The sequence below is a fragment of the Bradyrhizobium sp. 62B genome (genome assembly GCF_030272265.2).
Taxonomy (GTDB): domain Bacteria; phylum Pseudomonadota; class Alphaproteobacteria; order Rhizobiales; family Xanthobacteraceae; genus Bradyrhizobium.
The window spans coordinates 6,387,233-6,413,745 of record NZ_CP092841.2; the positions used below are offsets into that span (position 1 = coordinate 6,387,233).

The 26,513-nt window shown below is 64.8% G+C and carries 25 protein-coding genes; 7 read left to right on the forward strand and 18 right to left on the reverse strand.

What is annotated here, in order from left to right:
- Positions 1–98: 98 nt before the first annotated feature.
- From ML401_RS30630 to ML401_RS30640, 3 genes are all read right to left on the reverse strand, one after another.
- Positions 99–524 carry a DUF1801 domain-containing protein gene (locus tag ML401_RS30630; protein ID WP_212067399.1) on the reverse strand — a complete coding sequence of 142 codons (426 nt, stop codon included), beginning with the start codon at positions 522–524 and terminating at the stop codon, positions 99–101.
- A 155-nt stretch (positions 525–679) separates the two neighbouring features.
- Positions 680–952: a DUF2312 domain-containing protein gene (locus ML401_RS30635; protein ID WP_142250883.1), complete on the reverse strand. Its 273-nt coding sequence runs from the start codon at positions 950–952 to the stop codon at positions 680–682.
- Positions 953–1,142: 190 nt separating this feature from the next.
- Positions 1,143–1,454 (reverse strand): DUF1244 domain-containing protein, encoded by a 312-nt coding sequence (locus ML401_RS30640; protein ID WP_194404325.1) that lies wholly within the window; start codon positions 1,452–1,454, stop codon positions 1,143–1,145.
- Between the two features lie 186 nt (positions 1,455–1,640).
- On the opposite strand from ML401_RS30640, the gene ML401_RS30645 reads away from it, so the two are divergent.
- Together ML401_RS30645 and pyk are read left to right on the forward strand one after the other, a co-directional pair.
- A complete protein-coding gene (locus ML401_RS30645; RefSeq protein ID WP_194404326.1) occupies positions 1,641–2,222 on the forward strand; it encodes a DUF1036 domain-containing protein in 582 nt (193 codons plus the stop codon).
- On the forward strand, positions 2,219–3,655 hold the full coding sequence (pyk, locus tag ML401_RS30650; protein WP_211415971.1) for a pyruvate kinase: 1,437 nt from the start codon (positions 2,219–2,221) through the stop codon (positions 3,653–3,655). The genes ML401_RS30645 and pyk overlap by 4 nt, the downstream gene beginning before the upstream one ends.
- 151 nt (positions 3,656–3,806) lie before the next feature.
- Here pyk and ML401_RS30655 read toward each other — a convergent pair whose 3' ends face one another.
- Both ML401_RS30655 and ML401_RS30660 read right to left on the reverse strand, forming a co-directional pair.
- Positions 3,807–4,487, reverse strand: coding sequence for a TetR/AcrR family transcriptional regulator (locus ML401_RS30655; protein ID WP_194404328.1), 681 nt, complete (start codon positions 4,485–4,487; stop codon positions 3,807–3,809).
- Positions 4,488–4,760: 273 nt separating this feature from the next.
- A complete protein-coding gene (locus ML401_RS30660) occupies positions 4,761–5,477 on the reverse strand; it encodes a M23 family metallopeptidase (RefSeq protein ID WP_285807916.1) in 717 nt (238 codons plus the stop codon).
- Positions 5,478–5,914: 437 nt separating this feature from the next.
- Between ML401_RS30660 and ML401_RS30665 the strand changes: the two genes are divergently transcribed.
- Both ML401_RS30665 and ML401_RS30670 read left to right on the forward strand, forming a co-directional pair.
- Complete coding sequence (locus ML401_RS30665) at positions 5,915–6,298, forward strand: RidA family protein (RefSeq protein WP_285807917.1); 384 nt, start codon at positions 5,915–5,917, stop codon at positions 6,296–6,298.
- A 323-nt stretch (positions 6,299–6,621) separates the two neighbouring features.
- Positions 6,622–7,539, forward strand: a complete 918-nt coding sequence (locus tag ML401_RS30670) for a phosphatase PAP2 family protein (protein WP_249131871.1) — start codon at positions 6,622–6,624, stop codon at positions 7,537–7,539.
- 69 nt (positions 7,540–7,608) lie between these two features.
- Here ML401_RS30670 and ML401_RS30675 read toward each other — a convergent pair whose 3' ends face one another.
- On the reverse strand, positions 7,609–7,773 hold the full coding sequence (locus ML401_RS30675; RefSeq protein ID WP_194404332.1) for a Flp family type IVb pilin: 165 nt from the start codon (positions 7,771–7,773) through the stop codon (positions 7,609–7,611).
- Between the two features lie 360 nt (positions 7,774–8,133).
- Between ML401_RS30675 and ML401_RS30680 the strand changes: the two genes are divergently transcribed.
- The 3 genes from ML401_RS30680 to ML401_RS30690 all read left to right on the forward strand — a co-directional run bounded on the left by ML401_RS30680 (position 8,134) and on the right by ML401_RS30690 (position 11,558).
- The gene (locus tag ML401_RS30680) at positions 8,134–9,696 is read left to right on the forward strand and encodes a hypothetical protein (protein ID WP_285807918.1); all 1,563 of its coding nucleotides are present in this window, start codon (positions 8,134–8,136) and stop codon (positions 9,694–9,696) included.
- Between the two features lie 175 nt (positions 9,697–9,871).
- Positions 9,872–10,867, forward strand: coding sequence for a glycosyltransferase family 2 protein (locus tag ML401_RS30685; protein WP_194404334.1), 996 nt, complete (start codon positions 9,872–9,874; stop codon positions 10,865–10,867).
- A gap of 7 nt (positions 10,868–10,874) precedes the next feature.
- Entirely contained in the window at positions 10,875–11,558 is a 684-nt protein-coding gene (locus ML401_RS30690) for a class I SAM-dependent methyltransferase (RefSeq protein WP_285807919.1), read from the forward strand.
- A gap of 1 nt (position 11,559) precedes the next feature.
- Here the strand turns inward: ML401_RS30690 and ML401_RS30695 are convergent, their stop codons facing one another.
- The 12 genes from ML401_RS30695 to ML401_RS30750 all read right to left on the reverse strand — a co-directional run bounded on the left by ML401_RS30695 (position 11,560) and on the right by ML401_RS30750 (position 26,438).
- Positions 11,560–13,005, reverse strand: a complete 1,446-nt coding sequence (locus ML401_RS30695) for a hypothetical protein (protein ID WP_285807920.1) — start codon at positions 13,003–13,005, stop codon at positions 11,560–11,562.
- 163 nt (positions 13,006–13,168) lie between these two features.
- Entirely contained in the window at positions 13,169–15,094 is a 1,926-nt protein-coding gene (gene ftsH, locus ML401_RS30700) for an ATP-dependent zinc metalloprotease FtsH (RefSeq protein ID WP_097659839.1), read from the reverse strand.
- A gap of 288 nt (positions 15,095–15,382) precedes the next feature.
- Complete coding sequence (gene tilS / locus ML401_RS30705) at positions 15,383–16,441, reverse strand: tRNA lysidine(34) synthetase TilS (RefSeq protein ID WP_285807921.1); 1,059 nt, start codon at positions 16,439–16,441, stop codon at positions 15,383–15,385.
- Positions 16,442–16,517: 76 nt separating this feature from the next.
- Entirely contained in the window at positions 16,518–17,561 is a 1,044-nt protein-coding gene (gene ybgF, locus ML401_RS30710; RefSeq protein ID WP_194404338.1) for a tol-pal system protein YbgF, read from the reverse strand.
- Positions 17,562–17,763: 202 nt separating this feature from the next.
- Positions 17,764–18,252: a peptidoglycan-associated lipoprotein Pal gene (gene pal, locus ML401_RS30715; protein ID WP_151647458.1), complete on the reverse strand. Its 489-nt coding sequence runs from the start codon at positions 18,250–18,252 to the stop codon at positions 17,764–17,766.
- Between the two features lie 328 nt (positions 18,253–18,580).
- A complete protein-coding gene (locus ML401_RS30720) occupies positions 18,581–19,315 on the reverse strand; it encodes a hypothetical protein (RefSeq protein WP_194404339.1) in 735 nt (244 codons plus the stop codon).
- 192 nt (positions 19,316–19,507) lie between these two features.
- Positions 19,508–21,838 carry an EAL domain-containing protein gene (locus tag ML401_RS30725; protein WP_211415962.1) on the reverse strand — a complete coding sequence of 777 codons (2,331 nt, stop codon included), beginning with the start codon at positions 21,836–21,838 and terminating at the stop codon, positions 19,508–19,510.
- Positions 21,839–22,077: 239 nt separating this feature from the next.
- On the reverse strand, positions 22,078–23,427 hold the full coding sequence (gene tolB, locus ML401_RS30730; RefSeq protein WP_285812772.1) for a Tol-Pal system beta propeller repeat protein TolB: 1,350 nt from the start codon (positions 23,425–23,427) through the stop codon (positions 22,078–22,080).
- A gap of 41 nt (positions 23,428–23,468) precedes the next feature.
- On the reverse strand, positions 23,469–24,428 hold the full coding sequence (locus ML401_RS30735) for a protein TolA (RefSeq protein WP_211415961.1): 960 nt from the start codon (positions 24,426–24,428) through the stop codon (positions 23,469–23,471).
- 3 nt (positions 24,429–24,431) lie between these two features.
- Positions 24,432–24,884 carry a protein TolR gene (gene tolR, locus ML401_RS30740; protein ID WP_285807922.1) on the reverse strand — a complete coding sequence of 151 codons (453 nt, stop codon included), beginning with the start codon at positions 24,882–24,884 and terminating at the stop codon, positions 24,432–24,434.
- A 43-nt stretch (positions 24,885–24,927) separates the two neighbouring features.
- Complete coding sequence (gene tolQ, locus ML401_RS30745; protein WP_018641591.1) at positions 24,928–25,644, reverse strand: protein TolQ; 717 nt, start codon at positions 25,642–25,644, stop codon at positions 24,928–24,930.
- A gap of 536 nt (positions 25,645–26,180) precedes the next feature.
- Positions 26,181–26,438: a hypothetical protein gene (locus tag ML401_RS30750; protein ID WP_285807923.1), complete on the reverse strand. Its 258-nt coding sequence runs from the start codon at positions 26,436–26,438 to the stop codon at positions 26,181–26,183.
- Positions 26,439–26,513: the final 75 nt, after the last annotated feature.

Here is a 26,513-nt window from a genome sequence, read left to right on the forward strand (position 1 = left end):
TCACTCTCGTAGCTCGGAGCGAAGCGCAATCCGGGAATCATGCCGCATGCAACGACGGCCCCGGATTTCGCTGCGCTCCATCCGGGCTACAGGTGGTGCTACCGCGCCTGCTTGCCCCGCCGATCCCGATGATAGGTCAGCGCCAGCGACAGACAGATCGATAGCTCCCGCGTCAGCAGCTTGCCCGACACCGGCAACAACAGCGCCCTGGTTTGCCGATATTCGAACTGATCGGGAAAGCGTTCGCGGAACGTGTCGATCAGGGTCGTCTTGCAGTTGAAGAGAATGGCGGCGGCGTCGGAGTCCTTGACGCGGCCAAGCCGGATCGTCGATCCGCTGCCGGTCTCATCGGTCAGATAAGCCGGCTCGCCCCATTTCAGGGTCTCGGTAAGGCGGCCGACATGCTCGTCCGCAGCGGCAGTCGCGAAGATCAGGTCGCGCACCTGCAGCAGCCGCTTACCGATCGGTGCCGGCAGAGCGCCGAAGGCACGGTTCAATTCGCGCGGCAGCGGTGGCGCAGTCACGGCGGTCTCCGTTCACAAAGGAAGGGCAACACGCCAGCCTTGTAGCCCGGACGGAGCGAAAGCGTCATCCCGGGAATGCGGCCTGCGCTGCCAGAACCCGGATTCCGCTTGCGCTCCATCCGGGCTACGGCAGCGACGTTTGAGGCGCGAGCGCCTCAGATCATCCCCAGCGCCTGCATGTAGGTCTCGAGAATCGTCTCGGCCTCGGCGCGCTCATTGGGGTCCTGCTTGCGCAGGCGCACGATGGTGCGCAACGCCTTGACGTCGTAGCCATTGCCCTTGCTCTCGGCATAGACGTCGCGGATGTCGTCGGAGATCGCCTTCTTCTCTTCCTCCAGCCGCTCGATGCGCTCGATGATGGATTTGAGCTGGTCCTTGGCAAATTTCGTCGCGGGCTCGTCATCGCGGACGGCGGCGGTGGTGGCCATCTTGGTACTCCAAATGGAACTGGCAAAACGAGGTGACGCCGGCATCCCTCACCGCGCGTGCTGGCAGAACCCTTAGGGTTGGCGCCGGTCGCGTTCAAGGCAGCATCGCGCTCGTCCACAGCGCGCCCACACCTTCCTGCGGCGGGGCGAAGAAAGCTGTTGTGCGGTGCGACTCAAGGCTTGCGCGAACTCAATGCCCGTGGCCGTGGGGATGGACCTTCTTCATGGTCTCGAGCTGCTCGGGCGTGGCCGCGCCCTGATGTTTCGACTTCCAGGTCTCGTAGGGCATGCCGTAGACGGCCTCACGGCTCTCGTCCTTGCTCAAGGCGACACCTTGGGCGTCGGCGGCTTCCTTGAGCCAGTTGGACAGGCAGTTGCGGCAGAAGCCCGCCAGATTCATCAGGTCGATGTTCTGGACGTCGGTCCGGGTCTTGAGATGATCGACCAGACGCCGGAAAGCGGCCGCCTCGAGCTCGGTTCTGGTTTTGTCGTCGATTGCCATGGCTGTATCCCCGGTATCCTTTGGGCCTGACCCCGATGGGGGTCACCCTTACGGGATCAATTGGGCCCTGTCACAGATTTTGCCATATCCCGGCGCAGACCGGTCCGAAGCCGGGTTGCCGCTCGTTTGTGGCGGTTCCCCGGCCCTACGCCAAATCGCCAATGATCTGGTATAGCTACCGCGACAATGATTGCCGAATCTCCCCGCTCCCCGCTTCGCCTGCTCGCCCGGTTGGTCCCGGTGCTGATGGTCGCCTGGCTATGCCTTGGCGCCAGCCCGGCCTCGGCCGATTTCCGGCTCTGCAACAACACATCGAGCCGGGTCGGCATTGCCCTCGGCTACAAGGACGCCGAGGGCTGGACCACCGAGGGCTGGTGGAACATCTCGTCGCGCTCCTGCGAGACCCTGCTGCGGGGAACGCTGGTCGCCCGTTACTATTACATCTACGCGATCGACTATGATCGCGGCGGCGAGTGGTCGGGGCAGGCCTTCATGTGCTCCCGCGACAAGGAGTTCACCATCCGCGGCACCGAGGATTGCCTCGCGCGCGGCTACGACCGGACCGGCTATTTCGAGGTCGACACCGGCGAGCAGCGGGCGTGGACGGTGCAACTGACCGACGCCAACGAACAGCCGGCGCAGCAACGCGTACCTGGCCTGCCCGGTCCGGTTGGCCCAGGCGGGGTTCCGGGTTTGCCCACCAGCCCGCCCGGTGCTACGCCCCCGGGCTCGCCCGGCCTGCCACCCCAGTCTGGAAATAAGCCATGAGGCGTCTTCGCCGTATCAAGATTCTCGCGACCCTGGGACCGGCCTCTTCAGATCTCGCGATGATCCGCCGCCTGTTCGAGGCCGGCGCCGACCTGTTTCGCATCAACATGAGCCACACCCCGCATGACAAGATGCGGGAGCTGGTGGCGACGATCCGCAACGTCGAGTCGAGCTACGGCCGGCCGATCGGCATCCTGGTCGACCTGCAGGGCCCGAAGCTCAGATTGGGCGCCTTCGCCGAAGGCTCGGTGCAGCTCCAGAACGGCCAGACCTTCACGCTCGATTCCAACAAGACGCCCGGCGATGCCACGCGCGTCCACCTGCCGCATCCGGAGATCCTGGCCGCGCTCAGGCCGGGCCACGCGCTGCTGCTCGACGACGGCAAGGTGCGCCTGATCGCAGAGGAGACCTCGAAGGAGCACGCGGTGACGCGTGTCGTGGTCGGCGGCAAGATGAGCGACCGCAAGGGCGTCAGCCTGCCCGACACCGACCTGCCGGTCTCCGCCATGACGCCGAAGGATCGCGCCGACCTCGAGGCGGCGCTCGTCACCGGAATCGACTGGATCGCGCTGTCCTTCGTGCAGCGCGCCGACGACGTGCTCGAAGCCAAGAAGATGATCCGCGGCCGCGCCGCCGTCATGGCCAAGATCGAGAAGCCGCAGGCGATCGACCGCCTCGCCGACATCATCGAGGCCTCCGACGCGCTGATGGTGGCGCGCGGCGACCTCGGCGTGGAGCTGCCGCTCGAGCGCGTGCCGAGCCTGCAGAAGCAGATGACGCGGATGGCGCGCCGCGCCGGCAAGCCCGTGGTGATTGCGACCCAGATGCTGGAATCGATGATCCAGTCGCCGGTCCCGACCCGCGCTGAAGTCTCGGACGTCGCAACGGCGGTCTATGAGGGCGCCGACGCCATCATGTTGTCGGCCGAGTCGGCCGCCGGCAAATTCCCGGTCGAGGCGGTCTCGACCATGAACCGCATCGGGGAGGAGGTCGAACGCGACCCGACATACCGCTCGGTGATCATGGCCCAGCGCCCGGCGCCGGAAGCGACCGTGGGCGATGCGATCGCGGATGCGGCGCGGCAGATCGCCGAGACCCTCGACCTGCCCGCCTTGATCTGCTGGACCTCGTCGGGCTCGACCGCAGTGCGCGTGGCGCGCGAACGGCCGAAGCCGCCGATCGTGGCGATCACGCCGAACATCACGGCAGGACGGCGGCTCGCCGTCACTTGGGGCGTGCACTGCGTGGTCGCTGAGGATGCCCGCGATCAGGACGACATGGTCAGCCGTGCCGGCCAGATCGCGTTCCGTGACGGCTTCGTCCGTGCCGGCCAGCGCGTGCTCATCGTCGCCGGCGTGCCGCTCGGCATTCCCGGCACCACCAACATGGTACGCATCGCCTCGGTCGGCCCCGAAGGCGACGCGAACATGTAGGTCGCCGGCACCCCTCCAACACAAATATCGAAGAACAACCCCATGCACAGTAGCCGGAGGGTCCGGCGAGCTTGCTGCGATCTGACGAAAAGGCTTTCCCGCTCAACGACCTGAGCGGGATCAGGCCGCCGCCCCGGTCGCGCGGCGGTTCTTACGCGCCAACCAGCGCCTTCGTCGCCGGCAGCAGCGTCTGCTGCACCACCAGACCGCGGGCGCGGGCGTCCATGACGCCGACCGCGCGCAGCGCCAGCAGCGTCACGGTCTGCACCGCATCGCGCATCTTGACGGGATCATCGAGATTGTCGGGCGCGAGCGGCCCGACCAGCGCCTCGTGCAGCGCACCGAGCAACGCGGTGGCGGCGAGCGCGGTGTCCTGCGCCGGCAGGTGACCGGCCCGTACCGCAGCGTCGATCCGCCCAGCAATCTCGCCCGCGATCTCGCGCCGGCTGGCCAGGCGCGAGGCGCTGACATCGACATCGACGGGCTCGGCCAGGATGCCCCAGGCGAGCCGGCGCTGCGACAGGGTATGGACCGCCACGGTGGTCACGGCCGCGGCCAAGGCTGAGGACGGCCCCGGCGCCGCATCGGCCGCCCGGCGGATCGCCGCGAGCTCGTCGCGGGAGACCTCGGCGATGAGTTCAGAGATCAGCTCGGCCTTGGAGGGGAAGTAGCGGTAGACCGTGCCGGCCGCGACATTGGCCCGGACCGCGACCGGCGCGATCTGCACCGCCGCCATCCCGCCTTCCGCCGCAGTCTCCCGCGCCGCCGCGAGAATCGCACTGCGCCGCGCCGCAAGGCGCTTCACCACTTGATGCGTCCGCCGATAAACCATGGCGCGCTTCCTGTCCCACACGCGTGCCGCACGCCCTGCGGCCGAACGCTTCGTCACGTCAAAGATGCAAATCGCCCCGCAAGGACTGAACAACTATTCAGGGTAGATGACAAGATGGGAAATGCGTGGAGCGTCACGGCGACGGACTGAAGCGCCAACCCTGGTTGCGGAGGCTGATCAGGGCGTGCTCGCTCCACCTCGCCGCGGATTCCTGCTTGCCGAAAGGGAGCCGAAATGCCGCCTGTGCGATGGCCGGCGTCGCGAGACGCGATGCTATGGCGCGATGTCCAACTGGAAGGACCGCCGCCCGATCTCGGCAGCTTTTCGGCGAAGAACGTAAGTTGCCCTATAGGTGCCAGGCGGCCAGACGACGCCTCCGCGCTTTCTTCCGGCCGAGATGAAATATTGGGCCTGGTCGCGCGGCAGCTTCGGTGCCCGATACTCGGCGATCACTTGCCCTTCGGGTGACTTCAGCTCGAGAATTTGCTCGTCGTCCGCCTGAAGTCCGATCGCGCGAACATAGGCCACGATGGCGGCCGAATGAGAGCCAGGCAAGGATCGCTTGAGCTCGCCTGTCTCGATCTCGTCCATGGTCACTGCTCGATCGGCAAAGCCGGCATTGATGATTTCGGCGGCCGGATAGTTCGAAACGGTGTTCAGCGTCGGCTGCCACAGCGAACGGCCGGAGCTGCATTCGCCTTTCACGGCGCCCTCAGCGAACGGATCCACAACCGTCCCGTCATGCCGCACGGTGAAATGCAGGTGTGGGAATTCGGTGTTTCCGGACAGGCCCACCAACCCGAGCGCCTGCCCGGAACTGACCCTGTCACCGGGCTTCAATCTGAGACTGCCTTTGGCCATGTGGCAGTATTGCGTGCTCCAGCCGTTCTCATGCTCGACGACCGCGCCGTTGCCGCATTCCCTGCCGGCGATTGCGGCTTTGCCGACGACCTTGACCGATACGTCATCCATGCCATCGCGCGTGTGCACGAGCGCCCAGCAGCGGCAGCAACGACCTCGACGCCTTTTCTCTGAACGTCCAGATCGGGTAACCGGATGTCGGTGCCGTCGTGGCCGTCATAGGTTCAGTGCCCGCATCGAAAGTCCAAGGTTTTGTCCGAGGGATCATGGTCGACGTAGTTCTGGATGAAGCAGGTCGTTCCCAACTCGCAAGCAACCGGCCAGGCGAGAGGCTGTGGCTCGGAGCCGTGAGATACTGATGGGCAAGTGACGAGCATGCAAATAGCCGATGCAGCCACACACTTTCTCATCCGATCCGTCCGTTCAATGAGCTTGGCGCCGCGACGCGGCGCCCGAAAGCTAGCTATTATCATGCTGCCGCACGCCGTCAGCCCGCACCAAGAGGCAAGGAGCTACAATGAGCCGATCCATTCAGGTTGCTACAGGACTCTTTGATAGCCGGCCGTATGGCTTTGCACAGGTCGCAATCATCCGGACACCGGTTTAGTGACGTTGCAAATATATCTGGCCAGGTCGCTTGGGATGCCGATCGAAAAATCGTTGGCCCCGGCGACATCGGACGTCAACTGGAAAAGAGCCTGGAAAATCTGGCTGTCGCATTGGCGTCGGTTGGGGCAACGCTCAATGACGTCGGCTCACTCCGTCTCTACATCAAGCACGATCATCTGCACGAAGGCGAGGCGATCAGTGGCGCGCCCAAGGCAACGTTCGGCGACAACCCGCCATGCGCAACGTGGATCGGGGTGCCAGGTCTCGCGAACGACGCATTCCTGATAGAGGTCGAGCCATCCAACGTTTTTCTTGCGCGAGCAGGCCGCGAACGGCTTTAGGTCACGCGCCCTCAATTTTGGGCCCGAAGTGTACGGTCTACCCAAAATCGAGACATCGTAATCTCGAAAATGGGCTTGGCCTTCCAATCCGGATCACAGAAGGACCAAACGCGTGGACGCCCCCGGGAGAGGGCGCTGTAAACGCATAGATAAAAGTACCATGCAATGGTTCTAAGTCCGATAACCACACTTCTTACGGCGATCTTAATGCAGATCCGTAACTGTGCGGAGGCAATGTAATTCCATCTCGGTACACCATGCTCGACAGGGACTCCCGGACCGCCTGGCAGCTTTTCCAACTCAACTGGCTTCCGATTCTCGGGATGGGGACCCTGCTGGCGCTTGGCCTTCCCTTGACCGGACTCGCTCTCGAGCCGGTCGCTTTTGGCGTGACCGTTGCGATCGCCGCGGCGCTGGCCGCGATCGTCTATGGGCACCGGATCGTCAAAGGAGACCTTGCGGACCCGAAGCTGGTGTTTTCGCTCGGCACCATCGGACAGCTCCTCCTGCTCTGCACCATTATCGGGCCACTGACTTACGTCGCGGGCAAGCTGAACTGGCCGCTGCAGGACCAGGCGCTGCTGGCGATCGACCGGGCGCTGGGCCTCGATCCGGAACCGATCGCGCGCTATGTCAACGATCACCCCTGGCTCGCGAACTGCCTCACGCGCGCCTATGGCCTGATCAAGTTTCCGCTGCTCGGCATTCCCGTCGTGCTGGCACTGACGGCGCGCTATGTGCGGCTGCAATTATTCATGCTGGCGATGAGCCTCGCGCTCGCGGTCACCATCACGATCTCGGCCGTGGTCCCCGCGATCGGCACCTATTACGGCCTGCATTTATCGGCCGCGCATTTCCCAGAGATCAACACCGAGGTCTATGCCGGGCAGCTGCGCGACATCCTGGCGCTCCGGGACGGCAGCCTGCAGGAGCTTCGGCTGTTCTTTCTCTCCGGAATCGTCTCGTTTCCGAGCTTTCACGCGGCATCCGGGGTGCTCTACATGTGGGCGCTGTGGCCGGTGCGCGGCCTCGGCGGCATCGCGGCCGTGCTCAACCTGGCGATGATCGCGGCGACGCCGGTGATCGGCGCGCATTACATCATCGACGTCGCTGCCGGCGTCGGTCTCGCAGCGGCTTCGATCTGGGCGGCGAAGTTCTACCTCGGCCGGAGCCGCGCGCTGCATGGGTCTGCAGCGCCCGCTGCGTCGAGCGGACTGACAGGCCTCGTCCAGGAGAATTGACAAGCTTCTTCGAAAAGAAAAGAGCCCCGTCAAGGACGGGGCTCTCTGAAATCTTCTGGTCGTCCGGCTTTACTTGAGGCCGGTCGAGATCGCGGTGAACTTGGTGTTCAGCGTGGTGCCGAGGTTGTTGACGACGGTGATGATCGCCAGCGCGATGCCGGCAGCGATCAGTCCGTATTCAATGGCGGTGGCGCCGGATTCATCCTTCACGAAACGCGCAACGAGGTTCTTCATAGAGGTGCTCCAAATGAGTACACGAGGCTTGCAACTGATCTGGTCTTTTCGGCTTCCCAGCGCCGCCCGACCATGGAACTGAATGTAGAGACAAAGAATTGCGCCGCAGTTAATTCGACTGCGTAAACACCGAGCGGATTGCGTGTGTGGGCCGATGGTAAATCGAAATCTAAAACAATCAGTTAAATTGTCGGGACATGAAGCCGGCATGACGCTGCCGGTTTACCCGAAGTTATGACCGCCATGGTCCAATGCCGCCCGCTCGAACCGAAGCGCGACATGATGATCATGCGTCGCGCTTCATGACGTTGTTCGAGCATGGCCCTCTCGGAAATCCGCGCCGCACAGCGATCCCATGACATGGTTCCCTCCGAGAGGCCGGCTTTGACAATCTCGACGCGTCCCGGCTCGGACCGATCCATCGCGATCATCGTTCTTGCGGTGCTGGCGGCCGTCTCGTTGCTTCCGGTTCTGCTGACCCCCATTCCCGCGATGGTCGATTATCCCAATCACCTCGCCCGCATGTACATTCTGAGCCAAAGCGGCACCCCCAACGCCAATCCGCATTACGAGGTGACCTGGGCCTTCTATCCCAATCTCGGCATGGATCTGCTGGTGCCGCAGATGGCGCGGCTGATGAGCGTCGAGAGCGCCACACGGCTGTTTCTGCTGCTGAGCCAATTGCTGATCGTCGGAGGCGCGCTGCTGCTCGAATGGGTCCGGAAGGGACGGGTCGAGCTTGCCGGCTTCGCCGCGCTCGCTGTCCTCTACTGCCTGCCGTTCAGCTGGGGCTTCGTGAATTTCGAGTTCGGGCTCGGCCTCGCGCTCTGGGGCATCGCCGTTTATCTGATGCTGGCAGAAGGCCCATGGCCGCTGCGTTTCCTCGCCAATCTGATCTTCGTCGCTGCGCTGTATGTGGCGCATTTCTTTTCGCTCGGCATTTATGGCGCGACACTGGGCCTGTTCGAGTTGTCGCGCATTCGCCAACGGCAGATCGCCTATCCCGTCGCGGCCGCACGGCTTGGCGCGCTGGCGCTCCCGGCGCTGGCGCTGTTTGCGCTCATGCATTTCACCGCAGGCTCGATCGGAAGCGAAGGGACGAGCTGGTTCCTTGCCTTCAAGCCGATCTGGCCGCTGCGCATCATGAACGGCTACAATCTGACGACGGCGGCAGCGACCGGACTGGCGCTGATGATCGCGCTGTTTTTCGCGGCACGACGCGGCATCCTCCGGCTCGAGCCTTCAGGCACCTGGCTCGCGATCGGTTTTGCGCTGCTCTATCTGGTCATTCCATCGAAGCTGTTCGGAACCTCCTTCGTCGATCTTCGCGTGATTCCCGCCGCGGCCCTGATCCTGCCGGCCTTCTGCTCGCTGTCGCTGCCGAGCCGTCGGTGGAAAATGGCGTCGCTCGCGGGTATCAGCGGCATCATATTGCTCAATCTCGCCGTCGTCCTTTCGGTGTGGCTGCCCTACCGCGCCGATTACGCGGCGATCATCGCCTCGTTCCAGAAGATCGATCGCGGCTCGCGTGTCCTGGTCGGCAGCACGGTCGACGATGGAGACCCGCCCTTCGCCGACCTCACCTCGTATCCCATGTATTATGCGCCGACGTTGGCCGTGCACTACGCCAATGCGTTCGTGCCGAACCTGTTCACTGAAACGGGCAAGCAGCCCGTGCGGCCGCGCGAGGCCATGCGCAATATCGCCATTCCCTATGGCGGACCGGTGCCGTCAGGCCTGCTGGCCGCGATCGCGACAGGCCAGCCGCCGGCGGACGTTCCGCCGTTCGTCCGCAGCTGGGACCGCGATTTCGACTACCTCTATATGCTTGGGGCGCCGGCCGCGAACCCGCTGCCGGATCGGCTGGAAGTCTTGGAGACCTCGGAGCGATTTGTTCTCTACAGGATCCGCCGCAAGCCCTAGACCGACGCCGCGGCTGCCCAAGCGTGGTTAACCGGCCTTCACCATCCCACTCCGCCTCCCCGCTGTTCGCCTCCGGCAATGCTCCGGGCGCTAGACCCTTAACGGTTGCGGCAAGGCGACCTTAACCACCGCCTCATAGACTTCCGCCCCTGCAACCCAGTCGGAATCCCCTCGCATGGCGGCCACTTCCAGATCGATCCGCTACAGCCTCGTCATCCCCGTGTTCAACGAGGAAGCCGTGCTGCCGGTCCTGTTGCGCCGGCTCGACCAGGTCATGTTCCGGCTCGACGGGCCGGCGGAAGCGATCTTCGTCGACGACGGCAGCCGCGACTCCAGCTCGATCGTGCTAAAGGCGCTCGCCGCGCGCGACTCGCGCTTTCGCTACATCGGCTTGTCGCGAAATTTCGGCCACCAGATCGCCATCACCGCCGGCATGGACGCCGCGCAAGGTGACGCGATCATCGTCATGGATGCCGATCTGCAGGATCCGCCCGAGGTGATCGAGCAATTGATCGCGAAGTGGAAGGAGGGCAACGACATCGTCCACGCCCGCCGCCTGTCGCGCGAGGGCGAAAGCCGTTTCAAGCGCGCGACCGCGCATCTGTTCTACCGGCTGCTCGGCAAGATGTCCTCGGTCGGGATCCCCGCCGATGTCGGCGACTTCCGCCTGATCGATCGCAAGGTGCTCGAGGCGCTGCGGCAGATGCCGGAGCAGGACCGCTTCGTGCGCGGCATGATCGCCTGGCTCGGCTTCCGCCAGGCCGAGGTCGCCTTCCACCGCCTCGAGCGCGCCGCGGGCGAAACCAAGTACCCGCTGTTCAAGATGGTTCGTCTGGCGGTGAACGCCGCGCTCGGCTTTTCCGATCTGCCCCTGCGGCTTGCCATCTGGTGCGGATTGACGGTGTCCGGGCTCGCGCTGCTCTACGGCGGCTGGGTCGTCCTGTTGTGGCTCAGCAAGGACAGTCATCTCGTCACCGGCTGGTCCTCGACGATGGTCGTCGTGTCGCTGCTGTGCGGCATGAACATGCTGATGACGGGCATCGTGGGGCTCTATGTCGGTCGGATCCATGCCGAGGTGAAGCGCCGCCCGCTCTACGTGGTGCAGGCCCGCGTCGGCTTCGATCGCGACGAGACGGCGGCGACGCCGGCGATCCACGCCGTCAACGAGTGACCAACGCATGACCGAACTGTTCGACGGCTATCACGACAATTACCGTGACGTGGTGCAATCCTCGATCGACTTCTCGGGCCTGCCGCATGATTTCTTCATGCGCGCAAAGGCCGATCTGCTGCGCGATCTGATCGCGCAGCGGCTGGATGTCGAGAAGCCCGACTTGCTGGACGTCGGCTGCGGCGTCGGCAGCCTTCATCCGCTGCTGCACGACATGGTCGGCCGCTTGAGCGGCATCGACGTCTCCTCGGCCAGCCTGGCGCAGGCGCGCGCTCGCAATCACGGGGTCGACTACCGGGAGTTCGACGGGCGCACTTTTCCGTTTGCCGATGCCAGCTTCGATCTCGTCACCGCCGTCTGCGTGATGCACCATATCGTGCCGACCGAGTGGGCGCAGTTCATCGCCGAGATGCGCCGCGTGGCACGCCCCGGCGGGCTCGTCTGCGTGATCGAGCACAATCCGTACAATCCGCTGACGCGGCTTGCCGTCGCGCGCTGCGAGTTCGACCGCGACGCGGTGTTGCTCGGTGCCGGCACGACCCGAAAGTTGATGACGGCTGGCGGCCTGCGCGAGATCGATGCGCGGCATTTCCTGCTGCTTCCCTGGGACAGCAAGCCGGCACGGCGCCTGGAAGGCGCACTGAGCGGCGTGTGGCTCGGCGGCCAATACGCCGCGTTCGGAACCGCCTGAGTTATTTTTTCGGCGTATCCCGCCGCTTGTGCACGACCACCACATCGTCGCTGTAGACGCGCTGCCACTCCGGCAGCCGGTCGAGCATGGCGACCGCCGGCGTGCTTGGTGCGAGCAGCGTCGCGCCGATCTTGTATTCGTCGAGCAGCTTGAGAAAGTCTACGAGGTCGACCAGCGCCAGCGCGCGATTGTAGCGGTTGATGAACGGGCCCCCGTACAGTTCGCCGCGACCATCGATGAAGGTGGGAATGCCGGAAAAGATCAAATAGCCGCCGAAGGAATAATCGTTGAGCACAGGCCCCGCCTTGGCGAGGTCGGCCTTGGCGATCGCGGCTTGCGGGGCGACGGATGGAGCCGGCCTGACGTCGCGCGCCAGGGCCACCCCGCTCATCGCGATCAAAACACCGAGCCCAGCCAGGCTTAGGCCGCGCGAGACAACTGCCGCATCATCCTCGGCCGGTCCGCCGAACTTCCGGCCCAGCGGAGCCGCCAGATAGAGCGGCGCCAGCATGGCCAGCAGATCCGCATTGCGGATTTGCGCCAGCGCGAAATGCAGCAGGCCGATCACCACGAGGGCGCGCACGACCGGCAGCGTGATGCCGCGCGAGAGCGCGAAGATGCTGCCCAGCAGCAGCAACTCGAAGCCACCGATGTGGCTGAAATCCTGTGGCCGCCATTCCGCGATCCAGGCGAGCGCGGAGCCGAGGCCGAGCGTCGTCAGCGGCATCAGCAGCGGTTCCGGCCCGTGCGGCGTCAGGCAGGATGCCGCGACCGCAAGGGCCGTGAATGGCAGCCAGCGCAGCAGCACGCGCGGCCATTCGCTTCGCGCTTCACGCAGCAGCGCCTCGAGCACCGCCGGGCCGATCAGTCCAAGCGCCAGCACCACGCTGCCGTGCAGATTGGTCCACAGCACCAGGAGCGGCAGGGCCCAATAGGGCGGCGGCCCCGCACGATCCATGCAGCGGACCAGCGCAGCCGCCCAGGTCACCATCACCGGCAGCACGAAGACATGGGGACGCGCGAGCATGTGCGGCGCCAGCAGGACGACGGCCGCCATCACCATGAGCAGCGTCAGGGTCGGCGAAAGCTCGCGCAGCAGGAAGGAGGTGAACAGGCCGAAGGCGAGCGCGATCGCCGCGGCCGCGATGGCGACCACGCCTGGCCAGCCGGCAAGCGCGTAGATTCCGGCGTAGATGACCTCGGACAACCACTCGAAGGTGATCCAGGGCGCGCCGCGCATCGAAAAGGAAAACGGGTCGCTCGCCGGCAGGGCGCCGTGCGCGATGATCCAGCGTCCAACCTCGATGTGAGAATAGCTGTCGGGATCGGCAAGCAGCCGCGGCCCCGCCACCAGCAGCATGGCATAGACGCAAAGGCCTACTGCCCAAGGGAGCGCTGCACGTGCCGAGAACGGTTGAACCGCGCTGTGGACGACCTGGTCAGTCATGGCGGGCCAAAATAGGCCGCAAGCGTTAAGTTCTTCTTTAATGTTTCGCGCGTTTGCCGCGAAGGCGGTTCAGGCACTTCGCTCGCGCCCCGCGATGCGCAGCCAGCCAACAAAAAACGCGGCGTTTCCGCCGCGTTTTTCAATCTCATATGACGCCCGGCGATTACGCCTGCGGCTGCGGCTCCAGGCCGGGATCAGCATCGGGCCGCGGGCGCGGCGACTTGCCGGCCGGGGGCACCGCGGAGGCGCGCGGCGTGGTCGGCTCGAGCACGGATTCGCGGTTCGGCTTCTTGCCCTTGAGCAGATCGACGATCTCGTCGCCGCTCAGCGTCTCGAACTCCAGCAGGCCCTTGGCCAGCGCCTCGAGGTCGGCATGCTTCTCGGTGAGGATCCGGGTTGCTTCCTTGTAGCCTTCCTCGACCAGACGGCGGATCTCGGAGTCGATCTTCTGCACGGTCGCCTCAGAGGCGTTCTGCGTCCGCGACACCGACATGCCCAGGAACACCTCGTCCTGGTTCTCGCCGTAGGAGACCGTGCCGAGCTCTTCCGACAGGCCCCAGCGCGTCACCATCATGCGGGCGAGGCGCGTGGCCTGCTCGATGTCGGAGGCGGCGCCCGAGGTCACCTTCTCGCGGCCGAAGATCAGCTCTTCGGCGACGCGGCCGCCCATCATGATCGCGAGGCGCGAGGTCATCTGCTCCAGAGACATCGACAGCTTGTCGCGCTCGGGGAGTTGCATGACCATGCCGAGCGCACGGCCGCGCGGGATGATGGTCGCCTTGTGGATCGGATCGGTCGCGGGCACGTTGAGGCCGACGATGGCGTGGCCGCCCTCATGATAGGCCGTCAACAGCTTCTCTTCCTCGGTCATGACGAGCGACTTGCGCTCGGCACCCATCATCACCTTGTCCTTGGCTTCCTCGAACTCGGCCTGCGTCACCATCCGCTTGTTGCGGCGGGCGGCGGTGAGCGCGGCTTCGTTGACGAGGTTCATCAGGTCGGCGCCGGAGAAGCCCGGGGTGCCGCGCGCGATGGTCTTGAGGTTGATATCCGGCGCCAGCGGCACCTTGCGAACGTGGACCTTCAGGATCTGCTCGCGGCCGACGACGTCGGGATTCGGCACCACGACCTGACGGTCGAAGCGGCCCGGACGCAGCAGCGCGGGATCGAGCACGTCGGGGCGGTTGGTCGCGGCGATCAGGATCACGCCCTCGTTCGCCTCGAAGCCGTCCATCTCGACCAGCAACTGGTTCAGCGTCTGCTCGCGCTCGTCATTGCCGCCGCCGAGACCGGCGCCACGGTGACGACCAACGGCGTCGATTTCGTCGATGAAGATGATGCAGGGCGCGTTCTTCTTGGCCTGCTCGAACATGTCGCGCACACGAGAGGCGCCGACGCCGACGAACATCTCGACGAAGTCCGAACCCGAAATGGTGAAGAACGGCACGTTGGCTTCGCCCGCGACCGCACGTGCGATCAGGGTCTTACCGGTGCCGGGAGGGCCGACCAGCAGCACGCCGCGCGGAATGCGGCCGCCGAGGCGCTGGAATTTGCCGGGGTCGCGCAGGAATTCGACGATCTCCTGCAGGTCCTGCTTGGCTTCGTCCACGCCGGCGACGTCCTCGAAGGTGACGCGGCCATGAGCTTCGGTCAGCATCTTGGCGCGCGACTTGCCGAAGCCCATCGCCTTGCCGGCGCCGCCCTGCATCTGCCGCGACAGGAAGATCCACACGCCGATCAGCGCAATGAACGGCAGCCAGGAGACCAGCAGCGAGACGAACCACGGCACGTTGTCGCCCGGCGGCTTCGCGGTGATCTGCACCTTGCTGTCATACAGGCGCTTCACCAGCGTCGGGTCGTTCGGCGCATAGGTCTGGAAGCTGGAGCCGTTGGTGAAGGTGCCGTGAATGTCAGGCCCCTGGATCACGACGTCGCGCACATTGCCGCGGTCAACTTCGCTCAGCAGCTGCGAGAAGGCGATGTCCTGCGAGGAGGCCCGCTGACCCGGATTCTGGAAGAGCGTGAACAACGCCAACAGCAGCAAGACAATGATGACCCAGAGGGCGAAATTGCGCAGATTGGCGTTCATCGATCTTCCTTCGTGGTCGCGCGGATCGCGGCCTGATCCTCGGGCGGTTATTTTGGGCCGTACGAGGAAATCCCCAAGGAATCCTCTCGGTTAGACGCATACAATTTAGGTGCCGCCCCGGTCGCTGCCAAGGGAACGAGATGGGACTATTTAGCCCATCTTAGAGCGATTCCCGCTGAAATAATGGCGCTTGAGGCGGGGTTTTTCCTGCCTGGTTAAGGTGTCCTGACGCTGCGGGGCCGAAATGGCCGGTGTCATGATCCGACTTCATGCGGCCCTCGGGGCCCTTCATGCACCCTTGCGCCGCCGGGCCGGCGCCGGCGCGATCTGGATACGCCCGCCAGCGAGGCTGATCAAGGCTCCCGCAAGCGTCTGCCTCATGGCTGGCCGGCCATTTGGGGCTGCGCGAGGAGGTGCGGCGATGGCCTGATCGAGCGCCGCCAGGAGGGTTTCGACCTTGCCGAGTTCCGCAGGACCTTCATGCCCGAGCGCGTTGATGGCCCGCAGCAGGAGCCGCAGCCGGACCTCGTCCGGCAGGGCGGCAAAGGCCGAAGCCTCGAAGCTTCGCACCCCCACCTGCGGCGCTTCGCCGCGATCACGCAAACGGAGGAAGCGCTCGGCGCCGTCGGCCAGCACCTCGACCGCCGCATTGGCCCGCGCCAACCTCGTCGCAAGCCGCGCCAGATTCCTGACATCGCCGCCCTCGGCCGCGAGAAGCGGCAGCAGCGCGCGCAGCCGCGGCCGGGTGAAGGCGGTGTCGCGGTTGGTGGGGTCGTCGGCGAAACCGATCTTGGCCCGCTTCAAGGTCGCGATCAGCTGCGCCTTCGGAACGTCGAGCAGCGGGCGCGCCAGCACGATGCCGTCGCGCTCAGTCAGCTGCGCCATCGCCGAGAGCCCGGCAAGTCCGCTGCCGCGGAGCAGCCGCATCAACAATGTCTCGGCCTGGTCGTCGCGGGTATGGGCGGTCAGCACATGGCTCGCGCCGAGAGCACGCGCGGCCTCTGCGAGCAGGCGGTAGCGCGCTTCGCGCGCGGCGGCCGGCACTCCCGTCTTCGGCTTGGCCCCGCGCCAGCGCAGGGTCCGGTGCGGCAATCCAAGCTCGGTGGCAAGCCGCTTGACCTCGCGCGCCTCGCGCGCCGCCTCTTGCCGGAGGCCGTGATCGATCGTGACGGCGGTGAGAACCGGCGCGCGCGCCAAGCTGCGCTGCCAGCGCTCCGCAAGCCACATCAGCGCGACCGAATCGGGGCCGCCTGAGACGGCGAGCACCAGCGCCGGCGCGCTTCGCAGGCCGGCGAAGAGCCGCCTCGCCTCGCGTGCCGAGATCGGAGAATTGTCGTCGTCTGACATGACGTTGCCCAGCAATCGCCAGCGAATGGCGGGCGCAATCTAGCGCAGCACCATCCGCGTTGTCAGGACCCAGGCGTCAGCACTTCACCCGCTTCTGCTCGCGGTCGACGGCGGCTTTGACGCCGGCGGAGGCGCGCGGATATTTGCGGCCGACCTCGCCGAAGGCGGCGCAGGCGGCCTCCTTCTCCTTCAGCGCGGCGAGCGACTGGCCGAGCCGCAGCAGCGCATCCGGCGCCTTGGCCGATTTCTCGTACTTCGTGGTGACGGCGAGGAAGGCTTCCGCGGAGTCGCGATATTGCTGGCGCTGGAAATAGCTCTCGCCCAGCCAGTATTGCGCGTCCCCGAGCAGCGGATCGCTGGGATATTTCTGCGTGAAGTTCTTCATGGTCTGCTCGGCGAGCGCATAGTCCTTGCGCTGCATGTAGCCGATGCCGAGGTCGAACTCGTCGCGCGGCGTTGCCGAGGGCGGCAGCGTGGTCAAGGCCGGAGCGCCAGCTTGTGGCGGATAGCCTTGCTGGGCGGGCGGATAGCCCGGCTGGGCCGCCGGCGGGGCGGCCTGCGGCTGATAGCGCGGGCTGGTGTTGGCGAGATCGAGCGGCTCGCCGGCGTTACGCCCGCCCGGAGCTCCTGCCGACATCGGCTGCTGGCCCCCGCCGAGCGCGCGCGGCGCGCCGGGCGCATTCGGGTTCTGGCCGGGGTCGAACGCATCGCCGCGGCGGCTCTTGCCGGGGGCGCCGGGCGCCGGCTGCTCCTGAACGATCGGCGCGGGAGATGCGACCTGCGGCTGCTCGTAATTCGGCTGCACGGCCTGCTGCTGCGGCTGGCGATAGCCCGGCGCGACCTGATTTGGTGCGATGTGGGCGGGCGGCATGGCCGCGACATTGGGCGCCTGTCCGGGTGCGGCCTGCGCGCCGCCTTCGAGCGCCCGCAGCCGCTCTTCGAGCTGGCGGTTGCGGTACTGCAGCTCCTCGTTCTGGCCGGTGAGCTGGCGCAGCTGGTTCTCCAGCCGCTCGATCCGCATCTCGGGATCATCGTCCGTCTGCGCGAATGCAGGCGAGCCCAAAGAGAGCAGCGTGGCCATCGCCACGGTGCCGGTAAAGACCTTAAATCTGGATGACATCTTGCCCTGACGACGAAAGCGAAATGGCCTGCGACGGAACATGCGACGCGCCACACATTGAAGGGGAGTACGCCAAAACTGTGACAGGCACCACCGGGTTTTAGGTCACGGATTGCTGAAACGAAACCGGCGCCCGAGAGGGCGCCGGCATGATCGGTTTCTGAAGATGAACGGCGCCTGACTGAGTGTCAGTGTCCCGGTATCAGGAGCTCGCGTTCAGCACGGTGACGGCGCGACGGTTCTGCGACCAGCAGGAGATGTCGTTACAGACGGCGACCGGCCGCTCCTTGCCGTAGGAGATCGTGCGCATGCGGTTCGGATCTATGCCGCGCGAGGCGAGGAACGACCGCACCGACTGGGCACGACGGGCGCCGAGCGCGATGTTGTATTCGCGGGTGCCGCGCTCGTCGGCGTGACCTTCGATGGTGAAGCTGTAGCGCGGATAGCTCTGGAGCCACTGCGCCTGCTTCTCCAGGGTCACGATCGCCTGCGGGGTCAGATCGGTCTGGTCGCTTTCGAAGAACACGCGGTCGCCGACATTGACCACGAAGTCCTGCTGGCTGCCCGGCGTCGCCGCATTGGCCATCGCATCCGTCGCAGCATTCTTGTTGGCGCAGGCGCCCATCGACAGCGCGATTGCGACCACTGCCGCCAGCTTCAATCCCTGGAGGATACGCATAGGATATTTCATTCCGGAGCCTCCACGCTCACGTTCGTCCACTGCTGTCCGGTCTACAGGGGGTTGGTTAAGCGAACGTTCCGTCAACCTTGACGGAACCTTGCCTCAGCCGGTCAAATGCCCCCAACCAGCGAAAAGCACCCGTCATGGTTAATGGGTTGTAAATGTGGCGCGAGGGTGAAGGCAAGCCGGGCCCGTCAGCAAAAACGCCGCCTTTTGCCGGAATTTTGGGTGGAGGGCGTGGTGCCGGTGGGCGACATGCCGGCACCCGGCTCATGGCCAGGTCCTGCCCTGAGGCCTTGGGATCCCGGCGGGGATCCAGGACCGGGCCGGCACGGTCTCAGGCGTGCGCGGCGTCCGCCAGGTCGGCCACGAGCACCGGCCGCTGCGGCACCTGACGCTGGCCGCCGCGTCCGAACAGCATCCGCCGCTCGAAAGCGGTCGACCGCATGATCGGATAACGCTCGAACACCTTCTTGCGGAAGGTCGGGAAATCCGCCGCCATCAATCCGAACGGCTTGGTGAGGCCGGGAACCAGCCGCGGCTCGGCGATGGTCTCGTGCAGGAAGACCCGCCGGTAGAAGGCCTGATGCTCGGAACGCACGATGGCGAGGCCGAGATCGGCATTGAAATGCTCGCAGGCCATGTAGGCGAGACGGGTCGTCAGATAGGGCAATTCCGGAACCCGCTTGACCTGGTCGGGATCGGCGACGAAGCGGGTCGGGTCGATCATGACCTCGCCGCGGTCGAGCCGCGGCAGCAGGATGTCCGGGAAGACGTCGGCCGAAGTGGATTCGCGCCATTCCGACGTCAGCACGCTGATGCGCACCGAGCTGCAGAGCTCGCCATGGAGATAGACGCCGAAGGTCCACGCGTTCGGCAGCTCGTCGTAGCGGTCGGTGACCCTTTGGTCCGCAGACGGCTTGACGGCGCCTTCCCTCAAATAGGCGCGATAGCGGAGATTGTAGATCTCCTCTTTCTCCGCCGCGGTTTCCGCAAGGTGATAATCGACGTCGGTCAGGAGTTCTGCTCCTCGTCCAACAGCCGAAATGACAGATCTGGCTGAGGACTGCATTCCAACTCCCTTACCCACACTCACGCCGCGGTATTCGAAGGTCTTTCCTGCAAGACAACTTGCGCGCGCGTGGGAATTTATTAACACCTTCTTAACAAGCTTGCAAAGCAATCGAAGGGTTAGGGTTAACCCCCGTAGCACTACGGTGACCCTGCAACGGCGTGAAATGATGAGACGTTTCGGGAAATGGACTTAAGCGATAGAGCGCGAGCCGACGACCTGAAGCTGACCTTCGCCGCGCCGTCCATGCGAAGCGTTGAGCAGCTGGCGCATCCGCACGGCAGGCACCGGGCGGCTGAACAGATAGCCCTGCGCCTCGGAGACGGTGCCGTCGGCGCTGATCAGATCGAGCTGCTCGTTGGTCTCGATGCCCTCGACCACGACGGACATGCCGAGATCGGCGGATAGACGCGCCACGCCGCGCAGCAGCGTCAGCGGGCGGTCGGTGTCGATGCCCTCGAGGAAGGAGCGATCGATCTTCACCTTCTGCATCGGGAAATTGTGCAGATAGCTGAGGCTGGAATAGCCGGTGCCGAAATCGTCGAGCGAGATGCGCACGCCGAGCGCATGCAATTGCGACAGGATGTCGTGGGTGAGCTGGGTGTTGCGCAGCAGCGAGGACTCGGTGATCTCGATCTCCAGCCGATGCGCCGGCAGGCCCGACACTTCGAGCGCGTAGCGGATTTCGCTCAGGACGTCGCGCTGGTGGAATTGCTGCGGCGAGAAGTTAACGGCGACGCTGACGCCCTCCGGCCACTTCATGCATTCCATGCAGGCGCGGCGCAGGATCCAGCGGCCGAGGTCGACGATCAGGCCCATGTCCTCGGCGACCGGAATGATGTCGACCGGCGAGACCGTGCCGCGCACCGGATGGTTCCAGCGCAGCAGCGCCTCGCAGGTGGTGATCTTGCCGGACTTCAGGTTGACCAGCGGCTGATAGAAGAGCTCGAACTCCTCGTTGGCGAGCGCCTTGCGCAGATCGAGTTCGAGGATGCGGCGCGCCTCGACGGTCGCCGCCATCTCGTCGCGGAAGAAGCAGAAGGTGCCGCGGCCATCCGCCTTGGCACGATACAACGCCATGTCGGCGTTCTTGAGCAGCGTGTCTGCGCTGACGCCCTCCGGCGAGGTCAGTGCGATGCCGACGCTAGCGCCGATCTCGACGAGGTGATTATCGATGCGGTAGCGCTCGCTCAGCCGCTCGACGATGCGGCGGGCAAGCGCGGCGGCGTCCTCGGGCGAAGCGATGTCCTGCTGGAACACGACGAACTCGTCGCCGCCGAAGCGAGCGACGAAATCGTCGGGACGCAGCATCTCGCGCAGACGATTGGCGACGGCGCAAAGCAACTGGTCGCCACAGGGGTGACCGAGCGTGTCGTTGACCTGCTTGAACTGGTCGAGGTCGACAAAGAGCAGCGCCGAAAGCCGCTCGGCATGATGCGAATTCTTCAGCAGCCGCTCGATCTCGTCATGGAAGCTGACCCGGTTGGGCAGCGCCGTGAGCTCGTCGTAACGGGCCAGATGGCTGATGCGGGCTTCCGCATTGGTGCGTTCCGTGATGTCTTCCAGCAGCAGCACCGTGCCGCCGCGGGACATCGGCTGGAACGTCCAGGACAGCGTGCGGCCGCGCGAGGAATCCGGATCGGCGGTGACGATCTCGCAGACCCGCGCATGCTCGATCTCCGCCAGGATCTGGTCGCCGCTCTCCGCCGAGATCGATCCGGCGGAAACGCAAGCCGACACGATGTCGGCGGCCGTGGCGCCGCGCTTGACGAGATCCTCCGGCAAGCTCATCAGCTCGCCGAAGCGGTGGTTCATCACCGCAAGGCGGCCGTCGGCGCGGAACATGCACAGGCCGTGCGGCATGTTGTTGAGCGCGGTGTCGAACTGACTCGCCAGCGCGGATTCGCGGAAGCTCGAGGTCAACGCCTTGACGAAGATCGCGTGCAGGCTGAGGTTGATGTTCTTGAGCCCGATGAAGAAGAACACGAGCAGGATGGCAAGACCGATGTGATAAAAGCCGCCGTGCAGCAGCAGAGCGAGCGACATCGGACCGCAGGCCAGCGCGACGTGCCACTGGATGACGCGGGGCTGCCCGTAATTGCGGGCGGCGCCGCCCGCGGTGTAGCCGATGCCGATGGCGACACAGAGCATGTCGGCGACCGGATCGTTGTTGTTGTAGATGACGACGAAGGCCCACACGCCAAGCACCGCCGCGTAGCTCAGCGCGCCGATCCAGTAACGCGGCTCCAGATGCTTGGCTTCTTCGAACGACAGCGGCTGGGTGCGGTTCTCGTATCCGCGCATCTGGAAGGCGCGCGCGGTGCCGATGGCGATCAACAGGAATGCGATCGGCCACAGAAGGACGTCGCCCGTCTTCAGCGCAGTCATCACCGCGGCCACGGCCGCGGAGGCCGAGCCGAGGAAGATCGCCCAGAAATTCTGCACCATGGAGTTGATGAGAGCGGCGAAGAGTATCGGCTCCAGCTCGTCTCGATCACTCTGCTTCTGGTCGGCCAGTTGCATTGGCTTGTTACGCGTCCTGTTTGGCGCGTACTTTTACTCAAGCCATATGAAGTCTTTCTGAGGGAACATCGTTAAAGTCGAGTTGTTTTTCGGTAACGGCGAACCGATTTCCGCTTAAATATCAAGCAACTGGGCAAGCCGTGCCGGGCGCAAGGTGAAGAAAGGATTGCTTTCCTCACCGAATGCCAAGAATCGATGCACTTTTCTTCGAAGAAATCGCGCGTTGCGAACGTGCGAGTCTATTGACCTGCCGTCGAGGACAACAGCGGCGACCAGGCCGGGTCTGAGGCGAAGCCCGGCGTCGGCACCTTGAGCTCGTTACGACCGGAGATGTCGACGCTGTACAGCGATGGCCCGCCATTGCCGCCGGGATCGCGGAAGAACATCAGCACGCGGCCGTTCGGCGAGAAGGTCGGACCTTCATTGTGGAAGCCGGAGGTGAGCAGCCGCTCGCCAGAGCCATCCGGCTTCATGACCCCGATCGAGAACTGGCCGCCGCCTTGCCGGGTGAAGGCGATGTAATCGCCCTTCGGCGACCATACCGGGGTCGAATAGCTGGCGTTGGTGTCGTCCTTGGAGAACGAGATGCGCTGCGCCTGCCCCCCGCCCGCCGCCATCACGTAGATCTGCGACCGGCCGCCGCGATCGGACTCGAAACAGATGCGGGTGCCGTCCGGCGAGTAGGACGGCGAGGTGTCGATCGCCGGCGTGTCGGTGAGGCGCGTGGTCGAGCGCGAGCGCAAATCCATCACGAACAGGTTGGAATTGCCGCCCTGCTGCAGGCTCATGATGACGCGCTGGCCGTCCGGCGAGAAGCGCGGCGCAAAGGTCATGCCGGGGAAGTTGCCGACGATCTCGCGCTGGCCGGTCTCGATGTTGAAGAGATAGACCTTCGGATCGCCCTGGCCGAACTCCATGTAGGTGATCTCTTGCGAGCTCGGCGAGAAGCGCGGCGTCAGCACGAGATCGGAGCCGCGGGTCAAATAGCGCACATTGGCGCCGTCCTGGTCCATCATCGCGAGCCGCTTGACGCGGCGCTCCTTCGGGCCGCTTTCGTCCACGAACACCACGCGGCTGTCGAAATAGCCCTTCTCGCCGGTCATCCGCTCGTAGATCTGGTCGGAGATGATGTGGGCGATCCGGCGCCAATATTCCGGCGAGGTGAAATATTGCTGGCCGGCGAGTTGCTGGCCGGTGACGACGTCCCAGAGACGGAATTCGGCCTTGAGCCTGCCGTCCGGCTGGCGCGTCATCCGGCCTGTGACCAGCGCCTGTGCGTTGATGGTCTTCCAGTTCTGGAATTGCGGCGCGACGTCGATGTTGCTGATGCGCTCGATGAAGGCGGCCTGGTCGATCGGCGCGAACAGGCCCGAGCGTTTCAGGTTGTTGGTGATGACCTGTGTGACGCCATTGCCAACGTCGCCGTCGGAGGGCGAGCCCGGCACAAAGCCGGAGATCGCGATCGGGATTGGCTGGAATTCGGTTGGATCGATGCGAAGGCGCCCCTGCTGGGTCTGGCCAAAAGCATGCCCGCCCCCGAGCATCGCGAGCGTCGACCCCGTCAGGGTCATGAAGCGGCGGCGGTTCATCGATCGGACGTCATTCATTGCAAAATTCTTTTGTTCGGATGTCACAACATATCTTTCAGGCCGAAAGTCATCGGGATGAGCTTCCAGCTGTCGTACTGCTGCTTCGGCAGGAACGAATAGACCTGGCACTGCACGATGGCGCGCTTGGCGCTCTCGGCGACCGCCTGGGCGATCGACCGCGAGGGCCCTCGCACCGCGACGATGATGGGCTCGGAGGCGAGCGAGCCATCGACCTTCATGGGAATGTCGATGTCGGCTTCATAGAGATTGGCGTCCTGCCCATTATAGGTCGGCGTGAAGCAGCGCTTGACGGCGCCCTGGAAGGCGCCTTGCCAGGTCGCAACGTTGTTGGCGGAAGTCCCTGTCGCTGCCCCCAGCGAGGCTGACGCATTCAGCGCCGAGCCGGTCTGCTCGTGCCGGGTCGCAGCGCGCTTGTCGAGATCGCGCTGGATCTGCGCGGGATCGAAGCTACGCTCCTTCGGCTTCGGCTGCTGCTGCGGCTGCACCGCCGCGACCTTCTGCTCCACGGGCTTGGGCGGCGGCTTCTTCGTCTCCAGCTTCTTCTGCAATTCGGCGATCGGATCTTCCTTGGCCGGGTCAGGCTTCTTTTCCTGCGGCTTCGGCTCTTCCTTCGGCTTGGCCTCAGCCACGGGCTTCGGCGGCTCGGGCTTCTTCTCCACCGGCTTCTCGACGGGCTTCGGCGGCGGCTCCGGCTGCGAATTGGTCTTGATCAGCTCTTTCTTCTCGGTGACCTTGCCGACCGCGTCTTCCTCGGGCTTCGGCTCCGCGATCTTCTCGACCTTCGGCTTCGGCTCTTCCTTCTTGCCGGTCTTCTGTCCCGCCATCATCTTGGCGAGCTGATCGGTGGAGATGATGTCGACCGGCAGCGACTCTTCCGGCGCGATGTAGGCCTTGCTGCTGAAGGTGACGAGCCCCCATCCCAGCACGAGGACGTGGAGGGCAATCGACGCAACGAGTGTCTTGTCGACGTTCACCTTCACGGCTTACCCCTGATCCGCTTCCGTGACGAGGGCGAGCTTCTTGAAACCGGCGCCGGACAGCAGGCCCATCACCTTGGCCACCGTGCCGTAATCCGCCTTCTTGTCGGCGCGCAGATAAATGCGCTCCTCGAGCCCGCCGCGCGCGTCCGTGATCGCCTTGAGCTTGGGGATCAGTTCGTTGATCGCGATCTCGGCATCGTTGATGAACACCTTGCCCTTGATGTCGACCGACATCTGGATCGGCTTCTGGTCGTTGTTTTCGAGGCTCTTGGCCTGGGTCTGCGGCAGGTCGAGCGGCACGCCGACCGTTAGCATCGGCGCCGACACCATGAAGATGATGAGCAGCACCAGCATCACGTCGACCATCGGCGTGACGTTGATCTCGGCCACGACCGGCTTGCGCCGGCCTCGGCGCCCGCCGCCGCCGCCGGACGAACTCGCAACGTTCATCGCCATGATCGCGTGCCCAAATTGCCCTTCACACTATACATGCCGCCCGTCAGCCCCGCTCGTCGATCTGACGCGACAGAATGGCGGAAAATTCATCAGCGAAGCCCTCCAGCCGCTGGGCCTGCCGGTTCACCTCGGACGTGAACTTATTGTAGAAGATAGTGGCAGGAATGGCGGCGATAAGGCCGACGGCGGTCGCAAACAGCGCCTCCGCGATGCCGGGCGCCACCACCGCCAGAGAGGTATTTTTCGACGCCGCGATCGACTGGAAGCTCGACATGATGCCCCAGACCGTGCCGAACAGGCCGACGAAGGGGCCGGCGGAGCCGACCGTCGCGAGCACCAGCAGGCGGCGCTCCAGCCGCTCGACCTCGCGCGCGATCGAGACGTTCATGACCTTGTCGATACGCATCTGCAGGCCCGCGACCGAGCGGGCGTGGCTCTCGAACGAGCGCTTCCACTCGCGCATCGCCGCGACGAAACAGGCCGCCATCGAGTGCGTCGGCTTGGCGGAGAGCGTCCGATAGAGCTCCTCGATCGACTCGCCGGACCAGAACGCCTGCTCGAACCGGTCCATCGAGCGGCGGGTGCGGGCAAACAGGAAGATCTTGTCGATGGCGATCGCCCAGACCCAGACCGAGCAGGACAGAAGTCCCAGCATCACCGCTTTCACGATCCAGTGAGCCTGCCAGAACAGCGCGATCAGCGACACGTCCGCGGAAGCGGCAACCGGAAGGGCTGACTGAGCCACGTCGGCCGGATTCATAAGCAGTATCCTCTCAAGGCGATCGTTACCCGATGTGCCGGCCAGCAAATGGCTGCCGGTTCCCCAATGGGCCGCGTCAGAACCGGCGCGGCCGGCAAGCCCGCTCAAAGCCTTGTCTTTCTGGGGTGCAGGGGCTCATCCAAAGCGGCCGTCTGCATTCCCTGCCAAGATGTCAAAACTATGGGCCTTTGGCCCCGGGCCTTGACGGGGCTCGGCTGCGGGCTTTGGGCGCGACTGTCCGCCCTTACCAGAGCCCGGCGTTGGTTAATGCCGGGTTACCAGAGTTGAATTAGGCCGCGGGAAAGGTAGGCGGCGCAGGCGGTTGGGGGGTGGTGGGCAGGCCTGGCCCGTGTCCCGGTTCGACCCGAGGAACCACGCCCACCCCGGAAAATTGTCCCGAAAATCACTTTCCGCCAATCGCCGCGACGTGGCCCGGGGTTACAGGCGGCGCCGCCGGCGCAGGCTGAACGCGTACAGCCAGCCACCAGCGGCGATCAGCACGGGCAGACCGAAGAGGGTGAAATCGCGCAGCAGGATCACGGGTCAAGACCCGCTTCGGCGAATGAGACCGCACGCCTGAGCGCGAAGGCGGCGAGTTGATAGAGGGCGCCGCTGAAAAAGAGGTGCCAGGCACCGCCGTCTACGAACTCCTGATAGGTTTTGACCTCTGTCGGCCATCCATTGAGGAATGCAAGCGCGAGCGGCAGCCAGCACCCGAACCGCTCGAACAGATCTGAGGCACGCGCGAACAGAGCGATGCGCTGCCTGGTCTCCTTGCATTCAGCAATGGTCATGGCCCTACCCGTCGGCACAGGCGAAAAAGCCGCCGTTGCGGCTTGGTCGGATCTCGTCGCGACCAGGTTCTATGG